Raw genomic sequence first — 23,205 nt, forward strand, 5'->3', positions numbered from 1 at the left:
TTAGGCTGACTGCCATGACTTCTGCGTCCGGACGGCTCGTGCTCGCCGCCACCCCGCTGGGCGATCCCGGCGACGCGTCCGCCCGGCTGATCGAGGCGCTGGGCTCGGCAGACGTGATCGCCGCCGAGGACACTCGACGCCTGCGCGGCCTCGCTTCCGCGCTCGGCGTGTCGCCCGCTGGCCGCGTGGTCAGCTTCTATGAAGACGTCGAGACTGCCCGGCTGCCGAAGCTGCTGGAGGCGCTGCACAGCGGCGAGACGGTGCTGGTGGTGACTGATGCCGGGATGCCGAGTGTGTCCGATCCCGGCTTCCGTCTCGTGGCCGCTTGTGTCGAGGAGGACCTGCCGATCACCTGCCTCCCTGGCCCCTCAGCGGTGACGACGGCGCTCGCGTTGTCCGGGCTGCCGTGCGACCGGTTCTGCTTCGAGGGCTTCGCGCCGCGCAAGCCTGGTGAGCGGTCGAAGTGGTTCGCCGAGTTGGCGAGCGAGCGCCGGACCGTCGTGTTCTTCGAATCGCCGCACCGGATCGCTTCCCTGCTGTCGGACGCCGCCGCCGCGCTGGGCGGCACGCGGCGGGCCGCGGTGTGCCGGGAACTGACGAAGACGTACGAAGAGGTCAAACGCGGCACTCTCGCGGAACTTGCCGAGTGGGCAGCGGACGGGGTTCGCGGCGAGATCTCGGTGGTGCTGGAGGGGGCGGCTCCTCGGCAGGCGTCGGTGGCGGATCTGGTGCCGGAGGTGGCGGAACGGGTCGCTTCGGGGGAACGGCTGAAGACCGTCGCGGCCGAGGTCGCCAGCGCGGCCGGGGTGTCTACAAAGGAGCTTTACGCGGCGGTGCTCGCGGCTCGGAAGTGAGTCAGTTCCCGCGCGCGTTGTCTTCGGCTAGGAACTGCAGCCACTGCGGGTCTCCGGGCGCGGCTTTGGTGATCGTGGCCAGCTCCTCCGGCCGCCAAGTGCCGACACCGTCGGTGTGCACGACGTGGTCTTCCGTCAGGCCCTCGTCGGGAATTTCCGTTGTGTTGGCGAGGAACTCGGCGACGGTGGCCGGATCCGCGACGGTGCGGGGAGAAGGAACGGGCACCAGCGCGAGTTCGCAATCCCCGGCGACCACGAGGTCACCGGCCGAGGTCGAGGCCAGCGAGGTCACTGCCGAGCGGAGCAGTTTGTGCTTCGTGGTTCGGTCGCGCTCGACGTCCCACCCCAGCAAGGTGCCAGACGGCGTCCCGATCCACAGCACCCCAGGCCGCGCGCCGAACGCGACGTTGGCCCAGGACCAGGAGGCATTCCGCTTGCGCCCTTTCGGGTCGCGGAGCGAGATCTTCCTGACCCGGCGCAGCGAAGGGAACTCGAACACCAGGACCTGGTGTTCGTAGGTGTTGCCGCGAATCGCCAGGTACCGTCCGTCGGAGCTGAAGACCGGAAGCCCCCAGCAGTTGGATTCCAGAATCAGGGCCCGGTCGAGGAACCGCAGCCGGTCGCCTGGACGGGAGAAGAGCACGAAGCTCGCGCCCTGATCGCTCTGCATCGTGGCGACCAGCCCTCCCGCCGGATGCGCGACGATGCCGCCGTCCCATGTCCGGGCGGGCGAGACGGCCCCAGTGCTGAGGTCGATGACGTCCGAACGGTCGTAGCGATCGGGTGGGGTCGGCGACGTCCACAGCGACTGGCCGTCCGGGCTGAACGCCACGTCGAAGGAGACGGCGATGTCCAGCGCGGAGGTGCCGTCGCGGGTCCAGCGCACCGTTTCCCCGCCGGCGGACACGACCAGTTCCGGCCGCTCCGGATGCCAGGCGACGACGGGCCACTCCGGGAACTTCCCGTACTCCGGCGAATCCGCGCCCACCGCGCCGAATTCGCGAAGCACTCGTTCGGCGTAGTAGAGGTGCACCGCGGGCCGGTCCTGATCGATCCCGGCGACGAGCGGCAGTTTCGGATGGCACACCAGCTTGCCGAGCGAAGCGGTGGGGATCCGGGCGATGGCCTGGACAGCGGTCACCACAAGATTTTACCGGCTGCGCAACAGCATTTTCGCCGCTACCAAAGCCTTTTCCGCGTCCGGCTCCTCGCCGGTGATCGCGTCGGTGTAGATGAACGACTCGCCGACCCGCACGAGCAGATACGCCAGATCCGCCACCGGCAACGGAGTCTCCAGCCGCCCCGCCGCCATCTCGTCCGACAGCAGCGCCTGCACCTTCTCGATGGTCCGCGACTGCACGAGGCTCGCCTTGGTCGTCAACAACCTCAGCGCGCGCTCCGGCTCCCGGCGCAAAAACGCGCGGAACGGCGAGGACGCGTTGACCGTCCGCACGAACGCCCCGATCGCCTCCGCGACGCCGTCCCCGCCGCGACCTGCATAACTCACGTTATCCAGCACCGAGGACGTCTCCGCCCACAGGATTTCGCTCAGCAGGTGATCGCGGCTGCCGACCCAGCGGTGCAGGGTCGCGCGGCTGACGCCGAGGTCGGCGGCCAGGTCGCGCATGTCGACGCGGTCCCCGGCGAGGAACCGGGCGCGGGCGAGGCGGAAGGCCGCGACGGCGTCGGGTCGCGAGGTGCGGGTGGACAGTGGCGTGTCGATGGGTGAGACGTTAGCAGAGAGTGTCCCATGAATGAGACATGTGGCAGAATGTCTCACGACGAGAGGAGCCGCGAAGATGCGTGCTGTGCAGGTGACCGAATTCGGCGGTCCCGAGGTGCTGAAGCCGGTCGAGTTGCCCGATCCGGTGGCCGGGCCGGGGCAGGTGCTGATCGAGGTCGACCGCGTCGGGCTGAACTACGCGGACACGCACCAGGCGGAAAACTCGTATCTCGCCCCGAGCAAACTGCCGCTCGTGCCGGGCGGCGAGGTCGTCGGGCGCACGGCGGACGGCAAGCGCGTGGTCGCGCTGCTCAACGACGGCGGCGGTTACGCCGAGCGCGTCGTCGCAGACGAGGCCATGACCTTCCCGGTTCCGGACGGCGTCGACGATCTGAACGCGCTGTCCATGCTGGTCCAGGGCGCGACCGCGTGGATCATGCTGCGCAAGAACGCCCACCTTGAGCCCGGTGAGTCCGTGGTCGTGCACGCCGCGGCGGGCGGCGTCGGGTCGATCGCGGTGCAGCTGGCGAACGCGTGGGGCGCGGGCCGGGTGATCGCGACCGCGAGCAGCGAGGAAAAGCGCGCGCTGGCGATCGAACTCGGCGCGGACGTCGCGGTCGATTCCCGCGCGGAGAACATGACCGAGGTCCTCCGGGAAGCCAACGGCGGCAAGCGGGTCGACGTCGTCCTCGACATGGTCGGCGGCCCGACCACCGACCAGAGCATCGTCGCGCTGGCTCCGTTCGGCCGTCTGGTCTTCTACGGGATGGCCGGCCGCCGCTCGCCGAAGCCGATCGAATTGCGCAACCTGCTCGGCCACAGCACGACCGTGGCCGGGATGTGGCTGCCGCACGTGTTCCGCTTGCCGGGCAACGTATTCGGCACCGCGCTCAGCGACCTGTTCACGATGGTGCTGGACGGAAAACTCCGCGCGGTCGCGGGCGGCGAATACGCGCTGGAGGACGCCCGGAAGGCCCACGAGGCGCTGCGGTCCCGGGGCACGACGGGCAAGTTGCTGCTCGACCCGCGTCGCTGACCGTCGTGAGTGCTGATCACGGTTCTCACCGCGATCAGCACTCGCGAGGGCTGGCCAGCAAGGACTCCAGCGGCGCCGCTTTGTGCAGGCACTCCTGCCACTCCGCGGCGCTGTCCGAGTCCGCCGTGATCCCGCCGCCGACTCCCAGCGCGATCCGGTCCCCGGCGATCTCGAACGTCCGGATCGCCACGTTCAGCTCCAGCCCCGCCAGCGGCGACACCATCCCGACCGCGCCGGTGTACACCCCGCGCGCGGCCGGTTCCAGCTCGGCGATCAGGTCCAGGGCCCGGATCTTCGGCGCGCCGGTGACCGAACCGGGCGGGAACGTCGCGGCCAGCAGCCCAAGATCGGTCACCCCGTCCGCCAGCACACCCTCCACAGTGGACGCCAGATGCCACACCCCCGGCGCGGGATGCACCGCGAGCAGCTCCGGAACCACGACGCTGCCGACCTCGCACACCCGGCCGAGATCGTTGCGCACCAGGTCGGTGATCATCACGTTCTCCGCGACGTCCTTCGCCGACTGCCGCAACCGGAGCGCGTTGCCGTCGTCTGCCGGACCGCGCCGGGGCAGCGTCCCCTTGATCGGCGACGACCGCACGCGGCGCCCGTGCCGGGCCAAAAACAGCTCCGGCGACAGCGAAACCACCGAACCCCACGCGCCGGCGACGTAAGCCGCCCGCTGCGGAGCGAGCCGTCGCACCCCTTCGGCGAAGAGCGCGGCCGGTGAACCCTCGAACGTCCCGGTGAACCGCGAGCAGACGTTCGCCTGGAACAGTTCGCCCGCCTCGATCTCGTGCACGCACGCCTTCACCGCCTGCTCATGCCCGGACGGCCGCCGCAGTGCACTAGCCGACCACGACAGCTCCTCGGACCCAGATAAAGCCCGCTCCACCGTCGCAAGCTGCGCGTCGGCGTCGCCTTCGAGCGACTCGAACCAGCACACTCCCGCCGCGTCCCAGCGCAGCACGTGATCCGCCCAGCCCCAGGCCGATTCCGGAACACCGGTCGAGCGTCCGGACGGATCCGCCTGGTCGTAAGCCAGAAACCCGAACCACCCGCCACCGATCCGGCCCGGGGGACCCGAAACGGGAGAAACCGAAGGGAACGGCCGCGGAGTCACCGCCAGGAACGGAGCCACCACCGCTCGCGACCCGAACCAGTCCCCGCAGACCGCGGCCGGTTCGGGCAGGCCGTGCGCCCGGGCGTACGCGGACAGCAGGACAAGCACCCGCGAAGGTGGCAGGTCGGTCCGCAGCCGCTGGAAACGCATCGCGCCATTGTGCCGGAAACCGGCGGTGACCAGCGGAAAAGGTGATCAGAGCAGCACATCGGACAGCGCGAAGGGATACACCACCGCGTCCTGTGCCACCGGCCCGTCGACGCCGGGGATGTCCGGCGCGAAAGCGTGCTGGTGCAGCCCGAGCCGCGAATGGAACCAGCCGGGCCGCCCGGGAATGCCGTTGTGCCGCACGAGCCACAGCACCACTTCGGAATCGGCCCAGCGGTCCGGGTGCAGCCGGTGCGCCCAGCAGTCGTGCCCGGCGTACACGAGCACCCGGCGGATCTTCGCGGCGTGCCGCACGTGCTTGATCCACGCCTTCACGAACCGGTCGTCGACGCTTTGCGCGTCCACCTCGAGTGCCGGCGCGAGCGAGCCGGGCGCAAACGCGCCGAGCTTGCTCGCCGTGCGGACGAAATGGTCGGCCTGGTCGTGCACCGCGCCTGGTCGCGCGTAGTGCCGGGCTCCGGTGTGGATGCCTGCGTGCTGGGCTGCGGCCAGCATCCGCTCCGCGCCCGGATCGCTCCAGTTGACGTTCTCGCTGATCGTCACCGAAGCGAATCGCACGTCGGCGCCGCGCACCGCCGCCCAATCGAGCACTTGCTCGCGATGAGTAAGCGTGAGTCCGCGCCCACTCTCCGGTTCCGCCACCACGCACCCCTGACAAGCCCCACGACGGGTGAAAGGCCACCCTACGTCCGGAGTTCCGGAGCGGGGTGACCTTTCCCGGCGTGTCGATAGGCTTTGATCAGGCGTTTTCCCGCTGGAAGGTGCGCGTTCCCCACCACACCGCCACAACGGCCATGACCAGCACGACCACGCCTCCGGTGAACAGCGCGTCCATCGAGAAGTCGCCGCGGAAGCTGTTGCGCTCCACGTCGACCACGTGCCGGAACGGGTTGATCTGCGAGATCGTGTACAGCCACTTCGGGGCCAGCCCGGACGTGATCGGGATGAGGATCCCGGACAGCAGCAGCAACGGCATGAGCACCGCGTTGAGCAGCGCCGGGAACGCCTCCTCGCTCTTGAGCGTGAGCGCCAGCGCGTAGGAGCACGACGCCAATGTGAGCGCGAGCAGGAACACGATCAGCAGGCTCAGCAGCACTCCGCCGAACGGTGCGTTCAGGTTGAACACCAGGTAGGCGAGCAGGATGATCAGCACCGCCTGCACCACCGCCTGCAGCGCGTTCGCCAGCACCTTCCCGAGCAGCAGCGCGGCCCGGTGCACCGGCGTGACGCGCATCCGCTCGATTACGCCGGACCGGTACTCGGCGATCAGCGCGAAGCCCACGAACGAACTGCCGAACAGGGCCAGCTGCGCGATGAGCGCGGGCGTGAGCACCATCCAGCCGTCGACCTCGGACATCCCCTGCGCGCTGAGCGACTTCACCAGCAGCGGGCCGAAGAAGAACAGGTACAGCAGCGGCTGGGCGAGCCCGAGCATCAGCCACGCCGGATTCCGCAGCGCGCCTGCCATGTCGCGGCGGAAAATCAGCCAGGTGTCATGCAGCATCGGACACCTCCGGTTCCGCCGCCGCGGGCTGCTCGGCTTCGCGCAGCGACCGGCCGGTGAGAGTAAGGAATACGTCGTCCAAGGTCGGCCGCGTGACCTGCATGGCGGCCGTCGCGATGTCCTTGGCGTCGAGCGCGCGCAGCAGCTCCGGCATCGCGGTGTCGCCGCGCGGCACCCGGAACCGGATCGACCCCTCGCGCACGGAGAACTCGTGCGCGCCGGGCAGCTGCCGGGCCAGATCGGCGGCGGCCGCGGCGGATCGCGGATCCACCTCGATCGCCACCCCGTCCCCGGAGACCTGCTCCTTCAGCGCGTCCGGATGCCCCTCGGCGACGATCCGGCCGTCGTCGATCACGATCAGCCGGTCGGCCAGCGCGTCCGCCTCGTCGAGGTAATGCGTGGTCAGGAAGATCGTGACGCCTTGCTCGGCGCGCAGCCGCCGGATGTGTTCCCACAGGTTCGCCCGGCTCTGCGGGTCGAGTCCGGTGGACGGTTCGTCGAGAAACACCAGCCCCGGCGAATGAATCAACCCCATCGCGATGTCGAGCTTGCGACGCTGACCCCCAGACAACGTCTTCGTGGCCCGCTGCTCCAGCCCCGCCAGGTCGAGCTGGTCGGCGAGCACCTTGCCGCGCGCGATCGCGTCGGCCTTGCTCATCCGGTACAGCCTGCCCTGCAGTTCCAGCTCTTCGCCGACGCGCGATTCGGGCGCGGTCCCGCCGCCCTGGGCGACGTACCCGATGTTGCGGCGCACTCCCGCCGCGTCGGTCAGCAGGTCGTGCCCGCCGACGGTCGCCGTGCCCGCGGTCGGTTTCAGCAGGGTGGTGAGCATGCGCAGCGTCGTGGTCTTGCCCGCCCCGTTCGGGCCGAGGAACCCGACCAGCTCGCCCTCCTCGACGTCGAGATCGACCCCCCGCACCGCGTGCACCTCGCCACCGGCTCGGCCCTTGCGGCGGAAGCGCCGCTCGAGTCCGCGTGCCGTGATCATGGATTGCCCCTCTCCTCCCAAGAAGATCAGCTAGTCAAGCTTGACTAGCTGACGCGCACACTGTGCCCGAGGAAGGACGGGTTAGTCAAATTTGATTACTCGGGGGCTGGCGGAACGAACGCCGAACCGGGGTCGTCGGCCATCACGTACTCGCCCGCCTCGAGCCTGCCGATCAGCCCGGTGAGCCACTCCCGGCTCGCGCTGGCGATCCCGCCCCACAAGCGGAACAGTTCGGTCACGTGCGGCGGTTTGCCCCAGGTGTCGTCCTCAAGGCTCAGCCGCGACCGGCGTTCCTCCGCCTCGAAGTGGATGAGGTTCTGCTGGAGCAGGCTGATCGTGTACTTCCGCGGGAGCGCGGGCATCAGGCTCACCGCCGCGCACAACTCCGCGTTGCTCGCGCTCGGATCGGACAATCCCTTCGCGATGAGCACCTGGAACTCCTGCTCGCCCGCGTGCGAGAGCCGGTAGGCGACCCGGTCCGGACCGCCGTCGCCCGGTTCGACGTCGATCTTCTCCAGCAGGTCCTCGGCGGCCATTTTCTTGAGCGCGTGGTAGATCGAGCCGGGCTGGACGTTCGCCCACTTGTCCGCCGACCACGACAGCAGTTCGCGGCGCACCTGGTAGCCGTGCGCGCGGCCGAACATCCGCACGACCCCGAGCACCAGCAGACGCGTCGCCGACACCGGCTCTCCCTTCCCCGACCACCACGAAACGCCCTGGAGCGCATCCGTAGGCTAAACAGGTATGAGCACCTCTGTGTTGACCGCGGTGGCCTGGCCCTACGCCAACGGCCCCCGCCACATCGGCCACGTGTCCGGATTCGGCGTCCCGTCCGACGTCTTCTCCCGCTACCAGCGAATGGCCGGCAACCGGGTGCTCATGGTGTCCGGGACCGACGAACACGGCACGCCGATCACCGTCCAGGCCGACAAAGAGGGGATGACCCCGCAGCAGACCGCGGACAAGTACACCCGCCAGATCGACGAGGACCTGCGCGGCCTCGGCCTTTCCTACGACCTGTTCACCCGCACCACCACCGGCAACCACGCCGCGGTGACGCAGGAAATCTTCCTCGCGCTCAACCGCAACGGCTACGTGGTCCCGAAGACCACCCGCGGCGCGATCAGCCCGTCCACCGGACGCACGCTGCCCGACCGCTACATCGAGGGCACCTGCCCGATCTGCGGCTACGACGGCGCGCGCGGCGACCAGTGCGACAACTGCGGCAACCAGCTCGACGCGGCCGAGCTGATCAACCCGAAGTCGCGGATCAACGGCGAGACGCCGAAGTTCGTCGAGACCGAGCACTACTTCCTCGACCTGCCGGCGTTCACCAAGACCCTCGGCGACTGGCTGGGCACCAAGAACGACTGGCGCCCGAACGTCCTCAACTTCACCAAGAACCTGATCGACGACATGCGGCCGCGGCCGATCACCCGCGACCTCGACTGGGGCGTGAAGATCCCGCTGGACGGCTGGCGCGACCAGCCGCTCAAGCGGTTCTACGTCTGGTTCGACGCGGTCATCGGCTACTTCTCCGCGAGCGTCGAATGGGCGCGCCGCAACGGCACCCCGGACGCGTGGCAGGAGTGGTGGGCCAACGCCGACGCGCGCGCCTACTACTTCATGGGCAAGGACAACATCACCTTCCACGCCCAGATCTGGCCCGCGCTGCTGCTCGGTCAGAACGGCGACGGCGATCGCGGCGGCGAGGCGGGCAAGTACGGCAAGCTCCACCTGCCGGACGAGATCGTGTCCAGCGAGTTCCTCACCATGAGCGGGTCGAAGTTCTCCACCTCGCGCGGCACGGTCATTTACGTGCACGACTTCCTGCGGGAGTTCGGACCGGACGCGTTGCGGTACTTCATCTCGGTGGCCGGTCCGGAGACTCAGGACACGGACTTCACCTGGGACGAGTTCGTTCGGCGGACCAACTTCGAGCTGGCTAACGAGTGGGGCAACCTGGTTAACCGGTCGATCTCTATGGCGCACAAGAACAATGGAGCGATTCCGGCTCCTACTGCGCCTGCTCCGGCGGACGAGGAGCTGAAGGCGTTGTCCCGGCAGGCGTTTGAGACCGCTGGTGGGCATCTCGCGCGGTCGCGGTTCAAGTTGGCCGCGGCTGAGGCGATGCGGGTGGTTACGGCGGCTAACCGGTACCTGTCGGATCAGGAGCCGTGGAAGCTCAAGGAGGATCCGGATCGGCGGGATGCGGTGTTGCACACGGCGTTGCAGGTGGTTTCGGACGCGAATACGTTGCTGACGCCGTTCCTGCCGCATTCGGCGCAGAAGGTGCATGAGGCGCTGGGCGGGACTGGGGTTTGGGCTGCTCAGCCTGAGCTGCAGGAGGTTGAGGATCTTGATCTGCCTGGGCGGGTCAATCCGATTCTCACCGGGGATTACGCCAGTGAGAAGGCAAAGTGGGAGTCTCAGCCGATCGAGGTTGGGCGGCCGTTGGAGAAGCCGACTCCGTTGTTTACGAAGCTGGACCCGAAGTTGGGGGAGACGGGGCCGGAGTGGGCTCCGATCGTGACTGACTGAGGTCTCGCGTTCGGCTCGTCGCCTGGCGGCGACATTGCGCCCTGAGCGGGGGCCACCACCCCGAAGGTTCATTGTGCTGACGATTCGGGGGTGCTTGTCAAGGCGGGAAAGATGCCTTGACAAGCACCCCCGAACCGCAGGGCGGCTTCGGATCGGGGTTGGGGGCGGGGTGGGCGCCTCCATGGGTGGGTGCGCGGGCTGCGGTTGAGGCCGGGGCAAGCGCCCCAATGTGGCGTTGGGTGCGTCTGACGCACCCAATGTGGCGTTCGGTGCGTGGGACGCACCCAATGCCACATTGGGGGCACCGCGCAGTAGCTTGGGTGCCATGGGTGACGAGAAGCGCGAACTTCCCCCGATTCCTGATCGGCTGCCGGTGACGGTGGTTGACGCGCACACTCATCTCGACGCGTGCGGGGCGGAGACCGCGGCTGATGTTGCCGCGATGGTTGACCGTGCCGAGCGGGCCGGTGTCGCGCGCGTTGTCACTGTCGCCGATGATCTCGCGGCTGCTCGTTGGGCGGCTGAAGCGTCCACCTGGGACTCGCGGGTGTTCGCCGCGGTGGCTATTCATCCCACGCGCACCAAGGAATTCGGGGTCGCCGAACAGTCCGAAGTGGAGCGGTTGGCGCGTGGGGAGCGCGTGGTCGCGGTCGGCGAGACCGGTCTCGACTACTACTGGGACTACTCGCCGCACGACGCGCAGCAGGCTGCCTTCCGCTGGCATATCGACCTCGCGAAGCGGCTTGGCAAGGCGCTGATGATCCACGATCGCGACGCGCACGAGGACGTGCTTCGCATCCTCGACGAGGAAGGCGCGCCCGAGACGGTCGTCTTCCACTGCTTCTCCGGTGACGAGCACATCGCGCGCCGCTGTATCGACAAGGGCTACATCTTGTCCTTCGCGGGCACGGTCACCTTTAAGAACGCGCGCGGCCTCCATGAGGCCGCACGGATCGTGCCGTGCGGGCAGTTCCTCGCTGAGACAGACGCGCCGTTTCTGACGCCTCATCCCTACCGTGGGCGGCCGAACGAGCCGTACTGCACCGCTTACACCGTCCGCTACCTCGCTCAGCTGCGCGGCGAAGCGGTCCACGAGGTGGCCGAAGCGGTCCGGACCACTGCCGAACGCGCATACCAGCTGCCCGCCTGATTCCGCAGTGTCACAGCGGCTTGCACGGATTGCGACATTCGAGACCGCGCATTCGTCCACCTGATGAGTGACGCAAGTCACGACACTCCGGGGGGTGTTTGCGCAACCTGCCAACACCCGTTACTGTCCCGTGATCGTGCCGGTCGGTTACGCGCAGCGGAGCCGGCTGATACGCCCACCAGTCACGTCAGTGCACGTCGGGGAAGCGGAACCGGGGTTGGTACGACCTGGGACCGTGACGATGGCGCTGGCTGGGGGTGTCGGACTTGAGAGGCGCGCCTGAGGGTGCGTCGCGAACGAAGGACGACGCGCGAGGTACGCGCGATGTCTTGGGAAAGGGAACGACCCGGTGACTGGTAGTCGGCAGGATGACTCGCGTCTTGACGCGGGTTCGGCGTATTTCTCCTCCTCCCCGTCCTCGGTGGCCGTGCTCGACCGCGAGCTCGAGGACACCGCCTACGGGCAGCTTGACTTCTCCGACGAGCTCCGCGTGACCGAGCAGGACGTGCTCGCCGCGCTCGGCCCGGACGCCGACATGCTGATGTCGGAAATCGACGTCGACGTCGACGAGCTGATCCGCCTCATCAACGCGGAAACCACGATGCTTCCGCCGCTCGTCCTCCCGGACGAGGTCGAGGAAGACCGCACCGCCTCCCCGCAGGCCAAGAAGGTCGCGGTCGAGGAAGGGCTGCGCGAGGCGACCAAGACCTGGAAGCGCCGCTTCCTCAAGGGCGCGGTGCTTTCGCTGCTGGTCACCGTCGGCGGTGGCGGCGCGGCGGCGCTCGCGATGAACAAGAGCATCACCGTCGACGTCGACGGCCACCAGCAGACCGTGCACAGCTTCGGCGGCACCGTCGGCGACGTCCTCAAGGACGCGGGCCTGTCCGTCGGCGAGCACGACTCCCTTTCGCCCTCGCCGCAGGCGGCGGTCGGCGACGGCGGCGTCATCAAGCTCGAGCGCGGCCGTCAGCTGAACCTCGTCGTCGACGGCGTGTCGCGGCCCTCCTGGGTCCGCGCGACCACGCTCGGCGAGGCCATGAACCAGCTCGGCATGGGCAGCATGGTTTCCCAGGGCGCGTGGACGTCGATGCCGTCCTCCGGCGACCTGCCGCTCGAGGGCTCGACCGTCCAGGTCAAGACCCTCAAGCACATCACGCTCTTCGACGGCACCAACGCGCCCCGCCAGGTGAGCACCAACGCGGTGACCACCAAGGAGTTCGTCTCCGACCTGAAGCTGAACCTCGGCCCGGACGACGCGGTCGACGGCGGCCTCGACGTCAGCCTCAAGAACGGCGCCGAGGTCCACGTCAGCCGCATGGGCGTGTCGATGGTCAACCAGGAAGAGGCCATCGACCCGGACGTGCAGAAGGTCGACGACCCGACGCAGCTGCAGGGCCAGCAGAGCGTCGAGGACCCGGGCACGCCGGGCAAGAAGCTGGTGACCTACAAGGTCACGAAGAAGAACGGCGAAGAGGTCTCGCGCGAGCAGATCTCGGAGAAGACCCTGGTCGAGGCCAAGGCCAAGATCATCAAGGTCGGCACCAAGAAGCCGCCGGCCCCGGCCATCGGCGACACCGGCGCGTGGGACCGCATCGCGCAGTGCGAGTCGGGCGGCAACTGGTCGATCAACACCGGCAACGGCTACTACGGCGGCCTCCAGTTCGACAAGCAGACCTGGGCGGCTTACGGCGGCACGCAGTACGCGCCGACGGCCGACAAGGCCACCCGCGAGCAGCAGATCGCGACCGCCGAGAAGGTGCGCGACGCGCGCGGCGGCTACAGCGCCTGGGGATGCGGCTACAAGGCCTGAGCACCCTCTGTTTTTCCGGCAGGCGGCCGTGAGCTTCGCGCTCACGGCCGCCTGTTTTCGTACGCCGCGTTGTCGTCGCCGCGACCGCGCTGGGTAGGCTCGTCCGGTGGTGGAACTGCTGGGGCCTGCCGAAATCCGCGGGCTGGCCGATGAACTCGACGTCCGGCCCACGAAGAAGCTCGGGCAGAACTTCGTGCACGACCCCAACACGGTCCGCCGCATCGTCGAACTCGGCGGCGTGCGGCCGGGGGAGGTCGTGCTGGAGGTCGGGCCCGGCCTCGGGTCGCTGACACTGGGCCTGCTCGCCGCTGGCGCTCAGGTCGTCGCCGTGGAGATCGATCCGGTGCTGGCCGCCCGTTTGCCGCGGACAGTCGCCGAGCGCGCCCCGGAGGCCGCGGAGCGGCTGACCGTCGTCGGCGCCGACGCGCTGCGCGTGCGGGCCGCTGATCTCCCGGCTGAGCCGGTGTCGATCGTGGCGAACCTGCCGTACAACGTCGCGGTGCCGGTGGTGCTGCACCTGCTGGCCGAGCTGCCGTCGCTGTGCAGCGGGCTCGTGATGGTCCAGACCGAGGTCGCGGATCGGATGGCGGCCGGACCGGGCAGCCGGACTTACGGCGTGCCGAGCGTGAAGCTCGCTTGGTACGGACCGGCGCGCAAGGTCGCCGCGGTGCCGCGCGCGGTGTTCTGGCCGGTGCCGAACGTCGATTCCGCACTGGTTTCGTTCACTCGGACCGACCCGGTGTCCGGGGTGGATCGCGCGCGGTTGTTCGCGGTGGTCGACGCGGCGTTTTCGCAGCGGCGCAAGACTTTGCGGGCCGCGCTGGCGGGATGGGCCGGTTCCGCGGAGCGGGCTGGCGAGTTGCTCGCCGAAGCGGGGATCGACCCGAAGACGCGCGGGGAGCAGCTCGACGTGCACGCGTTCGCGCGGATCGCGGCAGCCGGGAACTGACCCCCTCTCGCGGCGCTCGCTTGTGACGTCCAACTGCGGCGGCGCGGCGGGTATTCCGGATGCGGGGCGTTGATTTCGGTGCGTGGCTTGATGATCTTGCGTCGTCGCTGATCGTGGGTGATCCCGAGCCTCGCAGCTACTCTCGGTCATCGCGCGAGCGCGGCTGAAATGGCCGGTGACCTGTGACGGGCGGCTCGTCAAGGCCGTGGCATTCGGGGGAGTCTCCTTGCTCCCCGGCCCGGATTGTTCAGTCGCGCCAGTTCGAGGTGCTTCGCTTCGCTGACCTATCTCGACCCGATCGCGGACCCGGCGACCCGGGTGCCGAGGCCCGCGCGCGCCCGTCACTTGACAACGGGAAAACTCTTGTTCCACAAAGCTTCTTGATCGTCCACAGTGGAACAAACTAGTTCGCCGCGGCGGACCGGCGCGAGGGTTCCGCAGGTCGCGGCAATGTTCGGGAACCGAGGTTCCGGGTTTCCGGGTTCTGGACGAGGTGTTCCGGTATGCGGGCACCACCAGACGTGTGATCTGCACCAACGCGCTTGCGTTCAGCCAATGGGATCGGCTTTACTCGAAAGCGTCCATCCCGAGCGACTGAGAGACCTGGCTCGCCGAAGTCGCAGCAACCACCCTCCGCGGGGCAGGTGCTACCGCCAGGACCGATGGAGGCTGTTTTCGATGAAGAGGGTCACCCGCCCGCTCCTGCTGACCCGCCGGCGTGTAGTCGACGAAGGTCGCCGCTCGGTATGTGCGTGTCAACGCTCCATGGTCATCGCCTGATCGTCTTTTCCGCAGTTTCTTGCGCCGTCCACTGTGGACGGTAATTCGATGACGCCTGGCGCGCCCGGATCCGGCGCCGCGCCTCGTTTGCCTGGAGCCCTTTCGTGATCACTGTCGAAAACGTGTCCAAGTCCTTTCCCTTCCACGGAAATCGTGTCGCCGCACTGCGCGACGTGAGCGTTGACGTGCAAGCCGGCTCGCTGTTCGGAATCGTGGGTCCGTCCGGCTCCGGCAAGTCGACCCTCGCCCGTTGCATCGCGCTGCAGGAGCGCCCCGACCGCGGCGTCGTGCGGCTCGACGGCCTCAACACCGCGACCCTCGACGGCAAGCGGCTGCGGGAGATCCGCCGCCAGCTCGGGGTCGTCGGCACCAAACCGGAGCTGCTCGCCGAGCGCACCATCGCGGGCAACATCGCCAGCCCGCTGGAGCAACTCGGCGTCGACGGCCCGCAGCGGCGCAGCCGGGTCGGCTCGCTGCTCGACCTGGTCGGCCTCACCCCGCGCGCCGCGCAGAAGCCGGAAGAACTCACCGACGGCCAGCTCCGCCGGGTCGCGGTCGCCAAGGCGCTCGCCGCCGGACCGGCCGTACTGCTCGCCGACGACCCGACCGCCGGGATTTCGGCGGAAGACGCCGGCGCGGTGCTCGCCGTGCTCGACCGGGCGCGCGCCGAACTGGGCGTGACGGTCGTCGTCACCACGCCGGACGCCGACGTCGTCCGCCGGGTCTGCGACGACGTCGCGGTGCTCGACAACGGCGCGATCGTCGAGCGCGGCACGGTGCTCGACCTGATCTCGACGCCGGACAGCTGGACCGCGCAGGCGGTGCTGCCGTCGATCGAGACCTCACGCGCCCAGTCCGCGAAGTACGACCGCGCGGTCGACATCGTGCTGATCGGGTTTGCGTCGGTGGGTGCGCTGCTGCCTGAGGCGGCCAGCCGCTTCGATGTCGAACTCGCCACTATTGGGGGTGGCCTCACTCGTATTGGGGACACGCCGATCGCTCGGTTCCGGTTGGGGGTGCGCGGGGAGCGGGCTGAGGCTGCGCTGTCGTGGATCTCTGATCGGGGTGCGCATGTGAGTCAGGTGGCTCGTGGGCCGCAGAGTGTGGTTGCTGCTTGAGGGTTTGTTTTAACGTAAGGCGTTCGCGGGCCGCTCCGAGGTGGGGCGGCCCGTGGTGTTTGGGTTGGTAGGGCAGCTCACCAGCTGTGTTTTTGGCGTCGGCTTCGCCGCCGCGGGCGGGATCGCTTTTATGCCGGCGTTTGGGGGCTGCCCGGCGTGAGGGGCCTTCGGCCTGTCACGCCGGGCAGCCCCCAAACGCCGGCGCGATCCCGCGTGGTGGTCCTGATCGCCTTGCGGGTTTTGTGAGGTGGTTGATTTTCGCCACGGCGAATGCGGTCGGCGGTGTCGGGATGATCGGCGGCGCGGAAAGGGTGTGGCGGCTCGCCGGGGTGTGGCATCGGCTGTTCGTGGATCGGCACTGGGGCCGGCTTTTTGGGTCGGGTGTCCGGGATTTTGGGACGGGTGTCCTGAAGTTCCCCGTGAATCCGGGCGGGTTTTTCTCCTGGTGAGCCTTGGCGGGGCGGTGCCACGTAGGCTGGACGGGTGCTCGCAGTCGTTCCACCACCAGTAACCGTCCGGGTCCCGGCCAAGGTCAACCTGCACTTGGCCGTGGGGGACCTGCGGGCGGACGGGTTCCACGAGCTGGTCACTGTCTTCCAGGCGCTTTCGCTCACCGACGAGGTGACCGTCGCGGCCGCGGACGAGCCTGGGCTCGAGGTGTACGGCGAGGGGGAGCGCACGGTGCCCACCGACGGCACCAACCTCGCCTGGCGCGCGGCGTGTGAGCTGGCCTCCTACGTCGGACGGCCGGATGCGGATGCTCCGAAGGTGCGAATCGTGCTGCGCAAGGGCATTCCGGTCGCCGGCGGCATGGCGGGCGGGAGTGCGGACGCGGCGGCGGCGCTGGTCGGGCTCTCGTCGCTGTGGAAGCTCGACGTCACGCGCGACGAGCTGGCCACCATCGCCGGGAGTCTTGGCAGCGACGTGCCCTTCGCGCTGTACGGCGGCACTGCGCTCGGCACCGGTCGCGGCGAACAGCTCGTGCCGGTGCTCGCGCGGCACACGTTCCACTGGGTGCTGGCCTTCGACGAGGAAGGCCTGTCCACGCCCAAGGTGTTCGGCGAACTCGACCAGTTGCGTGCCGACGGGAAGCCGCCGCGGATCGGGTCGCACACGCCGGTCGTGGAGGCGCTCGCGTCAGGGGATCCTCGCCAGCTGGCCCTGCTGCTCGGCAATGACTTGCAGGCGGCTGCGGTGTCGTTGCGGCCCGGTCTGCGCCGCACGCTGCGCGCCGGGGTGAACGCGGGCGCGCTGGCCGGATGCGTGTCCGGCTCCGGGCCCACGTGCGCGTTCCTGTGCTCCGACGCGGAAACCGCGGTCGAGGTGGCCGCGGAGCTGTCCGGCGCGGGAGTGTGCCGGACGGTCCGGGTCGCGCACGGGCCGGTGCCCGGGGCCCGGGTGGTCGGCGGCGACGACGCGCCGCGCAACGCGCCGCCGCGCGTGCACGCCTGAAACCCAGCTTGAATCAACAGTCCACAGTGGAAAGGACCCGGATGGCCAACCTGGTCAACCTGGAATCGGTGAGCAAGTCCTACGGTGTGAAGCCGTTGCTGGACAACGTTTCCCTCGGGGTCGCCGAGGGGCAGCGCATCGGCGTCGTCGGGCTCAACGGCGGCGGGAAGACGACGCTGCTCGAAGTCCTTTCCGGACTGAGCGAGCCCGATTCCGGCCGGGTGAGCCAGGTGCGCGGCCTCCGGATGGCCGTCGTCACCCAGCGCACCGAGCTGCCGACAGGCAGCACGGTCGGCGATGTGGTGCTGGAGCGCTACGGAGCCGAGCACGAATGGGCCGCCGACGCGCGCGTCCGGTCCATTGTGGACGGCCTGGGCATCACCGCGATCGGCCTCGACACCCCGACCGCGAACCTGTCCGGCGGCGAACGCCGCCGCGTCGCGCTGGCCGCCGCGCTCACCGGCGAACTGGACCTGGTGGTGCTCGACGAGCCCACTAACCACCTAGACGTCGAAGGCGTGCGCTGGCTCGCCGATCACCTGCTGGGCCGCCGGATCGCGGTCGTGGTCGTGACGCACGACCGGTGGTTCCTCGACACCGTCGCGAGCCTTACCTGGGAGGTCGCGAACGGCCGGGTCGAGCAGTACGAAGGCGGTTACGCCGACTGGATTTTCGCGCGCGCCGAACGTGCCCGCCTCGCCGCGACCGCGGAGGAGAAGCGGCAGAACCTGGCACGCAAGGAATTGGCGTGGCTGCGGCGCGGCCCGCAGGCGCGTTCCTCGAAGCCGCGCTACCGCGTCGAGGCCGCCGAAGCGTTGATCGCGGATGTGCCGCCGCTGCGCGATTCCGTGGAGCTGATGGCGTTCGCGAAGCGCCGGCTCGGCAAGACGGTGCTGGAGCTGGAAGACGCTTCGCTGCGGGTCGGCGACCGGACGCTGCTCGACCACGTGACGTGGCGGATCGGTCCCGGCGACCGGATCGGTCTCGTCGGCGTGAACGGCTCCGGCAAGACCACGCTGCTGAAGCTGCTGGGCGGCGACGTCGAATCGCCGACCGGTCGGCGGGTACAGGGCAAGACGGTCGCACTCGCGCACCTGCGCCAGGAACTCGACGACCTGCCCGCCGATCTTCGCGTGCTGCAAGCGATCGAGCAGATCGCGGGCCGCGTCGTGTTCGGCAAGCAGGAGATGACCGCGTCGCAGCTCGGCGAGAAGCTCGGCTTCCCGGCCGCCCGGCAGTGGACGCCGGTCGGCGACCTCTCCGGTGGCGAACGCCGCCGGCTGCAGCTGTGCCGGTTGCTGATGGCCGAGCCGAACGTGCTGCTGCTGGACGAGCCGACGAACGACCTGGACATCGACACCCTGCAGCAGCTCGAAGACCTGCTCGACGGCTGGCCGGGCACGATGGTGGTGGTCTCGCACGACCGGTATCTGGTCGAGCGGGTTTGCGACGCCACGTACGCGCTCCTCGGCGACGGCAAGGTCACGCACCTGCCGGGCGGCATCGAGGAGTACCTGCAGCGCCGCGCCCGCGCGAAGGAGGCCGCGCCGCGTCGTGAAGCACCGGCTGCGGAGAAGACCGAGGCCAAGCGCAGCGCGGCGGAAACCCGTGCGGCACAAAAGGAATTGAGCCGGTTGGAGCGGAAGCTGGACCAGCTCGCGAAGCGGGAAGAGAAGCTGCACGCCGCGCTGGCGGAGGCGGCCACCGACCCGGAGAAGCTGATCGAGCTGAACACTGAGCTGAAGGCCGTCCTGGCGGAGAAGGACGACGTCGAGGCGCGGTGGCTGGAGACGTCCGAACTCGCCGAGTGACAATCGGCGGATGGACGACGACGTTCCGCGGCTGTCGATGCTGCGCGCCGACACCACGTCGGTGCTGCGGCTGATCGCGCATTTCGACGCGCTGACCGGCCTCGCGCCCGACGCGGTGGTCCGGTCGGCGGCGCTCGTCGCGGGCTGTCCGGTCGGTGCCGTCCTCGACAGCGAGCCCGTGTGGTTCGACGGCGCGGGCTCGCCGATTTCCGGGCCGCCACTGGACGACGTCCAGATCGACCGGCCAGCGCCGCATCCGCTCGACGTGGTCCTGCTCGACCAGCTCCGCCGCGCCCTGCGCACCATCCAGCCTGGCCCGCCGCTCCGGCTCGGCGAACCCGGCCTGCTGGAGATCGCCGTTTCTCCCCGCGAACAACGCCGGGATCGCTTGCGCGCACTGCACTTGCTCGGTTACGACCTCGACCAGCCGGTCATCGCTCTGGTGCTGGCCGGTGCCCCGGAAGACGGTCTCGACGCACTCGCCCGCGCCGGAGCCGGTCGGCTGCACCACCACCGACTGGGCCGCCTGACCCTCGCGCTGACTCAAGGCGGCCCGGCACCGCGCGAGTTGGCCGGACACTTGCACGACGACCTCGCCGCCCGCCGTCCCGCATCGACCGGCCTGGACCGAGCCGTGGACGTCTGGATCGGCATCGGCGAGCCAGCCGCGCCAGCGGACGCACCCGTGTCCTGGCACCAAGCCCGCACCGCGCTGCGGTTCGCTTCGTCCACTGTGTTCGGTCGCCGAGCCGTGCCATACGGACCACTCGGAGTCCTTGTCCTGCTTGCGGAACTGCCGCCGTCTCAGCTCGCGGCGACCCCAGGCGTCGCGGCGCTCGAAACCCACGCCCGGACACCCGGCGGCGCACTCGACGTCGAAGCGCTCGAGTCGTACTGCGTCTTCGGCGCGCTCCGGCGGACGGCGACCGAATTGAACCTGCACCACAGCACTGTCGCGGCTCGCCTGGGCCGGATCGAAGCCGCGACCGGCTGGCGGCTCGAAGACGCGATGGACCGCTTCCAAGCGACGTTCGCGCTGCTGGCCCGGCGGTTGGTGACGTCGGATCGCACACTGGGCGACGTCGGATAGGCGACGCCCGTCGCGCGGACCGGCCGGATCCGGCGACGCGCGTCGGCTGACCCGCCGGGGCTCGCCAGCGACGATCGAGCACGCGCAACGACGCGCGTTTCCCGGAGGGACGCCCATGATCGACCCCACCCGCACCTGGCAGATGCTCGAACAGCGGCTCGAGACGACCACGAACCCCCGGCACCGGCAGGTGCTCGGCATCGTCCTGGAGCACATGAAGGCCGAGGCCGAGCCGGATCTCGACCGCCTGACGGCGACTGTCAGCAAGGACGCCGCGTATCACTTCTGGGGAGCGAGCGGCGACAACGGACCGAAGGGCCACGACGGCGTCCGCGAGTACTACGCGGCTTTCGTAGCGAGCAACGCGAACCACCTCGAATACCGGATGGACCGCCTCATTGTTGACGATCATGCTCTGGTCACCGAGGGCGATCTGCACATGCTCCTACCAGGCGCGACCGCGCGGCAGGTGGGTTTCCCGGCGGACGACGCCGACGCGGATTACCTGTACGTCAGCAGGCAGCTGATCGTGTGGCCGGTCGACGAGGACGGCCTGATCACCGCAGAAGATTCCTACACGTCCGGGCCGCTGGAATTCCGGAAACTGACCCGCGAAGAGCTGCCGCAGGCGTATCTGGACCAGGTGCGTCCGCAACCCGCCTGACGCCGGACATCCGCTGTTCACGCCGCCGCGGGCGGGGCCGGAAAAACCGGACAGTAATCTGACGCACATGAGTCGGTTTGTGGACACACTCGTCGGGACTGCGGCGGACCGGGGGCAACGGCGCGGCATGGTGACCGGCGAGCCCAAGGAGCCGGTGCGCCGGACCTGGGCCCAGGTGCACGACGAAGCGCGCCGGATCGCGGGCGGGCTGGTCAGCGGCGGATTGAAGCCGGGAAGCGCGGTGGCGGTGCTGGCCGCCGCGCCGGTGCTCATCGCGCCGACCGTGCAGGCGGTGTGGCTCACCGGCGGCAGCGTGACGATGCTGCACCAGCCGACGCCGCGCACCGACCTCGCCGAATGGGCCGAGGACACGGTGAAGGTGCTCGAGATGATCGGGGCCGAGCTGGTCGTGCTGGGCGAACCGTTCGACCAGCTCGCCCCGGTGCTCGAGGGCAAGGGCATCAGCTACCGGCTGATCTCCGGACTGGCCGCCGCCGAACCGCTGGCCGAGATCGTGAAGACCGCGGAGGGCGACACCGCGCTGCTGCAGCTGACCAGCGGATCCACCGCGGAGCCGAAGGCCGTCCGGATCACCTATGGCAACCTGTACACCAACGTCAAGGCGATGGTCGACCGCGCGGAGTTCGAGTTCGACACCGACGTGATGGTGTCGTGGCTGCCGACCTTCCACGACATGGGCATGGTCGGCTTCCTGACCGTGCCGATGACGTTCGGCGTGGAACTGGTCAAGATCACCCCGGTCGAATTCCTGACCGGCCCGCTGATCTGGCCGGAACTGATCAGCAAATACGGCGGCACCACCACGGCCGCGCCGAACTTCGCGTACGCCATCGTCGGCAAGCGCATGGCCCGGGTCGAGGACGACAACGCCTACGACCTGTCGAAGCTGCGCATCGCCCTCAACGGCGCGGAGCCGATCGACGAGACGGCCGTCCAGACCTTTGTGGACGGCGGAAAGCGCTTCAACATGCCGCCCGAGTGCGTGTTCCCCGCCTACGGCATGGCAGAGGCGACGCTGGCGGTCTCGTTCGCGCCGCTGTTCACCGGCCTCACCCTGGACGTCGTCGAAGCGGACGCCCTGGAAGCGGACAACCGCGCAGTGCCGGTCCCCGAAGGCGACCCCCGCCGCGGCACGGACGAGGTGCGCTCGTTCGCCCTGCTGGGCCGCCCCTTGGACGGACTGGAAGCAGACATCGTCGACGAATCCGGTGCAGTTCTGGGCGAGCGGCAAGTCGGCGAGATCCGCCTGCGCGGCGAGGCCGTGACGCCCGGGTACCTGACGGTCAACGGTCCGGTCGACACCCAGGACCCGGACGGCTGGATGAAGACCGGCGACCTGGGCTATCTGGCCGGCGGCCAGATCGTGATCTGCGGCCGCCGCAAGGACGTCATCATCATGGGCGGCCGCAACCTGTACCCGACGGACATCGAACGCGCCGCGGGCTCGGTGGACGGCGTCCGGGCAGGCAACGCGGTCGCAGTCCGCCTGGACGCGGGCAGCCGCCGCGAACGCTTCGCCGTGGTCGTGGAGTCCAAGCTGGCTGGCGACGCCGCCGAGGAAACCCGCCTGTCCAAGGAGATCGCCGCAAGGGTCCGGGACGCGGTCGACATGCGCCCCTTCGCGGTGGTGGTGCTTCCGGCGGGGAGCTTGCCCAAGACCCCCTCCGGCAAGGTGAAGCGGGCGGCTACCGCCGTGCAGTACGCGGAGAAGATCGCTAAAAACGCCGACAGTTGATTTTTTGCCGAGCCGGAACGCGACGAAGGCCGCTGCGAGGGATTCGGGGTCCCTCGCAGCGGCCTTCGCGGTTAGGTCTTATCGGCCGGGCAGTCGTTCGGCCGGCGCCTCGGTGACCACGGGCCAGGAGGCGCGTCCCGCGGTGGCCTCGCTGTGGTCGCGGCTTCCCGGGATCGTCGGGGCCCGCCGTCCGGACAGTTCGGCCAGCTGCGCCTCCGCCTCGTCGAGGAACTGGTCGACCTCGCGCTCGTCATACCCGCGCTTGCCGATCAACGGCTTGGAGAACAGCACGTGGTGGACCTCGGCCGCGGTGAGGTCGTCCTCGTCGGCGATCGTCTTGGCGATCCGCCGCACGAAGTCGTCGACCTCCTGCTTGGCGTAGCCGCGCCGGCCGATCGGGGCGTTACCGAAAGCGACCTCAGCGAGATCCTCGGCGGTAAACGACATGGATCATTCTCCGATTCAGGGGGTCGGGGTGATGCGTTCTCCTGAATCCGTCCTAACTGGTCCCGGCCACCCCGGGAAGCCCGCAGCAGCCCGGACGACTCGATCAGGGCCCCAGAAGCCGCCCATCGAGTGAGAATTCCATCACGCACGGCCACAGCCGCTCACCCACACGCACAACGTCGCGCAGGGTCCAGAGCTCCCCAATGTGGCATTGGGTGCGTAGGACGCACCGAACGCCACA

At 69.2% G+C, this 23,205-nt stretch carries 20 protein-coding genes and 1 riboswitch; of the genes, 12 read left to right on the forward strand and 8 right to left on the reverse strand.

The features are described 5' to 3' along the window. The first annotated feature begins 14 nt into the window (after nt 1-14). The gene (gene rsmI / locus ACFORO_RS26800; RefSeq protein WP_377869192.1) at nt 15-854 is read left to right on the forward strand and encodes a 16S rRNA (cytidine(1402)-2'-O)-methyltransferase; all 840 of its coding nucleotides are present in this window, start codon (nt 15-17) and stop codon (nt 852-854) included. 1 nt (nt 855) lies between these two features. Here the strand turns inward: rsmI and ACFORO_RS26805 are convergent, their stop codons facing one another. Beyond that, nucleotides 856-1,995, reverse strand: coding sequence for a hypothetical protein (locus tag ACFORO_RS26805; protein ID WP_377869193.1), 1,140 nt, complete (start codon nt 1,993-1,995; stop codon nt 856-858). 9 nt (nt 1,996-2,004) lie between these two features. Then, complete coding sequence (locus tag ACFORO_RS26810) at nt 2,005-2,481, reverse strand: QsdR family transcriptional regulator (RefSeq protein ID WP_377869194.1); 477 nt, start codon at nt 2,479-2,481, stop codon at nt 2,005-2,007. Between the two features lie 172 nt (nt 2,482-2,653). On the opposite strand from ACFORO_RS26810, the gene ACFORO_RS26815 reads away from it, so the two are divergent. Beyond that, nucleotides 2,654-3,613: a quinone oxidoreductase family protein gene (locus ACFORO_RS26815; protein ID WP_377869195.1), complete on the forward strand. Its 960-nt coding sequence runs from the start codon at nt 2,654-2,656 to the stop codon at nt 3,611-3,613. Nucleotides 3,614-3,647: 34 nt separating this feature from the next. Here the strand turns inward: ACFORO_RS26815 and ACFORO_RS26820 are convergent, their stop codons facing one another. The 5 genes from ACFORO_RS26820 to ACFORO_RS26840 all read right to left on the reverse strand — a co-directional run bounded on the left by ACFORO_RS26820 (nt 3,648) and on the right by ACFORO_RS26840 (nt 8,079). Next, nucleotides 3,648-4,886, reverse strand: a complete 1,239-nt coding sequence (locus tag ACFORO_RS26820; protein WP_377869196.1) for an aminodeoxychorismate synthase component I — start codon at nt 4,884-4,886, stop codon at nt 3,648-3,650. A 45-nt stretch (nt 4,887-4,931) separates the two neighbouring features. Continuing rightward, nucleotides 4,932-5,546, reverse strand: a complete 615-nt coding sequence (locus ACFORO_RS26825; protein ID WP_377869197.1) for a glycoside hydrolase family 25 protein — start codon at nt 5,544-5,546, stop codon at nt 4,932-4,934. Between the two features lie 97 nt (nt 5,547-5,643). Continuing rightward, complete coding sequence (locus ACFORO_RS26830) at nt 5,644-6,408, reverse strand: ABC transporter permease (protein WP_377869198.1); 765 nt, start codon at nt 6,406-6,408, stop codon at nt 5,644-5,646. Beyond that, nucleotides 6,398-7,396 (reverse strand): ATP-binding cassette domain-containing protein, encoded by a 999-nt coding sequence (locus ACFORO_RS26835; RefSeq protein ID WP_377869199.1) that lies wholly within the window; start codon nt 7,394-7,396, stop codon nt 6,398-6,400. Before ACFORO_RS26835 ends, ACFORO_RS26830 begins: the two co-directional genes overlap by 11 nt. 95 nt (nt 7,397-7,491) lie before the next feature. Further along, nucleotides 7,492-8,079: a PadR family transcriptional regulator gene (locus tag ACFORO_RS26840; protein WP_377869200.1), complete on the reverse strand. Its 588-nt coding sequence runs from the start codon at nt 8,077-8,079 to the stop codon at nt 7,492-7,494. A 61-nt stretch (nt 8,080-8,140) separates the two neighbouring features. Between ACFORO_RS26840 and metG the strand changes: the two genes are divergently transcribed. The 10 genes from metG (at nt 8,141) to ACFORO_RS26890 (ending at nt 22,517) form a co-directional block, all read left to right on the forward strand. Beyond that, nucleotides 8,141-9,937 (forward strand): methionine--tRNA ligase, encoded by a 1,797-nt coding sequence (metG, locus tag ACFORO_RS26845; protein ID WP_377869201.1) that lies wholly within the window; start codon nt 8,141-8,143, stop codon nt 9,935-9,937. A 325-nt stretch (nt 9,938-10,262) separates the two neighbouring features. Then, nucleotides 10,263-11,087 (forward strand): TatD family hydrolase, encoded by an 825-nt coding sequence (locus tag ACFORO_RS26850; protein ID WP_377869202.1) that lies wholly within the window; start codon nt 10,263-10,265, stop codon nt 11,085-11,087. A gap of 427 nt (nt 11,088-11,514) precedes the next feature. Then, nucleotides 11,515-12,897 (forward strand): transglycosylase family protein, encoded by a 1,383-nt coding sequence (locus ACFORO_RS26855; RefSeq protein WP_377869304.1) that lies wholly within the window; start codon nt 11,515-11,517, stop codon nt 12,895-12,897. A gap of 106 nt (nt 12,898-13,003) precedes the next feature. Continuing rightward, on the forward strand, nt 13,004-13,846 hold the full coding sequence (gene rsmA / locus ACFORO_RS26860; protein ID WP_377869203.1) for a 16S rRNA (adenine(1518)-N(6)/adenine(1519)-N(6))-dimethyltransferase RsmA: 843 nt from the start codon (nt 13,004-13,006) through the stop codon (nt 13,844-13,846). Between the two features lie 578 nt (nt 13,847-14,424). Beyond that, nucleotides 14,425-14,515: riboswitch (SAM riboswitch) on the forward strand. A gap of 215 nt (nt 14,516-14,730) precedes the next feature. Beyond that, nucleotides 14,731-15,744 (forward strand): methionine ABC transporter ATP-binding protein, encoded by a 1,014-nt coding sequence (locus tag ACFORO_RS26865; RefSeq protein WP_354750757.1) that lies wholly within the window; start codon nt 14,731-14,733, stop codon nt 15,742-15,744. 483 nt (nt 15,745-16,227) lie between these two features. Then, nucleotides 16,228-17,196: a 4-(cytidine 5'-diphospho)-2-C-methyl-D-erythritol kinase gene (locus ACFORO_RS26870; RefSeq protein WP_377869204.1), complete on the forward strand. Its 969-nt coding sequence runs from the start codon at nt 16,228-16,230 to the stop codon at nt 17,194-17,196. Between the two features lie 41 nt (nt 17,197-17,237). Beyond that, the gene (locus tag ACFORO_RS26875; protein ID WP_377869205.1) at nt 17,238-19,007 is read left to right on the forward strand and encodes an ABC-F family ATP-binding cassette domain-containing protein; all 1,770 of its coding nucleotides are present in this window, start codon (nt 17,238-17,240) and stop codon (nt 19,005-19,007) included. Between the two features lie 10 nt (nt 19,008-19,017). Then, nucleotides 19,018-20,097, forward strand: coding sequence for a PucR family transcriptional regulator (locus tag ACFORO_RS26880; protein WP_377869206.1), 1,080 nt, complete (start codon nt 19,018-19,020; stop codon nt 20,095-20,097). 115 nt (nt 20,098-20,212) lie between these two features. Then, nucleotides 20,213-20,761 carry a nuclear transport factor 2 family protein gene (locus ACFORO_RS26885; RefSeq protein WP_377869207.1) on the forward strand — a complete coding sequence of 183 codons (549 nt, stop codon included), beginning with the start codon at nt 20,213-20,215 and terminating at the stop codon, nt 20,759-20,761. Nucleotides 20,762-20,828: 67 nt separating this feature from the next. Continuing rightward, complete coding sequence (locus tag ACFORO_RS26890; protein WP_377869208.1) at nt 20,829-22,517, forward strand: fatty acyl-AMP ligase; 1,689 nt, start codon at nt 20,829-20,831, stop codon at nt 22,515-22,517. Between the two features lie 78 nt (nt 22,518-22,595). Here ACFORO_RS26890 and ACFORO_RS26895 read toward each other — a convergent pair whose 3' ends face one another. After that, nucleotides 22,596-22,964, reverse strand: coding sequence for a DivIVA domain-containing protein (locus ACFORO_RS26895; RefSeq protein ID WP_377869209.1), 369 nt, complete (start codon nt 22,962-22,964; stop codon nt 22,596-22,598). Nucleotides 22,965-23,205: the final 241 nt, after the last annotated feature.

This window comes from Amycolatopsis halotolerans (assembly GCF_042647905.1).
Lineage (GTDB): Bacteria > Actinomycetota > Actinomycetes > Mycobacteriales > Pseudonocardiaceae > Amycolatopsis > Amycolatopsis halotolerans.

Coding starts and splice junctions, on each gene's coding strand:
- ACFORO_RS26815 (WP_377869195.1), top strand. CDS start 2,654: ATGCGTGCTGTGCAGGTGACCGAATTCGGCGGTCCCGAGGTGCTGAAG.
- metG (WP_377869201.1), top strand. CDS start 8,141: ATGAGCACCTCTGTGTTGACCGCGGTGGCCTGGCCCTACGCCAACGGC.
- ACFORO_RS26880 (WP_377869206.1), top strand. CDS start 19,018: ATGGACGACGACGTTCCGCGGCTGTCGATGCTGCGCGCCGACACCACG.
- ACFORO_RS26820 (WP_377869196.1), bottom strand. CDS start 4,886: ATGCGTTTCCAGCGGCTGCGGACCGACCTGCCACCTTCGCGGGTGCTT.
- ACFORO_RS26835 (WP_377869199.1), bottom strand. CDS start 7,396: ATGATCACGGCACGCGGACTCGAGCGGCGCTTCCGCCGCAAGGGCCGA.
- ACFORO_RS26850 (WP_377869202.1), top strand. CDS start 10,263: ATGGGTGACGAGAAGCGCGAACTTCCCCCGATTCCTGATCGGCTGCCG.
- ACFORO_RS26875 (WP_377869205.1), top strand. CDS start 17,238: ATGGCCAACCTGGTCAACCTGGAATCGGTGAGCAAGTCCTACGGTGTG.
- ACFORO_RS26810 (WP_377869194.1), bottom strand. CDS start 2,481: ATGCGCGACCTGGCCGCCGACCTCGGCGTCAGCCGCGCGACCCTGCAC.
- ACFORO_RS26895 (WP_377869209.1), bottom strand. CDS start 22,964: ATGTCGTTTACCGCCGAGGATCTCGCTGAGGTCGCTTTCGGTAACGCC.
- ACFORO_RS26885 (WP_377869207.1), top strand. CDS start 20,213: ATGATCGACCCCACCCGCACCTGGCAGATGCTCGAACAGCGGCTCGAG.
- ACFORO_RS26830 (WP_377869198.1), bottom strand. CDS start 6,408: ATGCTGCATGACACCTGGCTGATTTTCCGCCGCGACATGGCAGGCGCG.
- rsmI (WP_377869192.1), top strand. CDS start 15: ATGACTTCTGCGTCCGGACGGCTCGTGCTCGCCGCCACCCCGCTGGGC.
- ACFORO_RS26890 (WP_377869208.1), top strand. CDS start 20,829: ATGAGTCGGTTTGTGGACACACTCGTCGGGACTGCGGCGGACCGGGGG.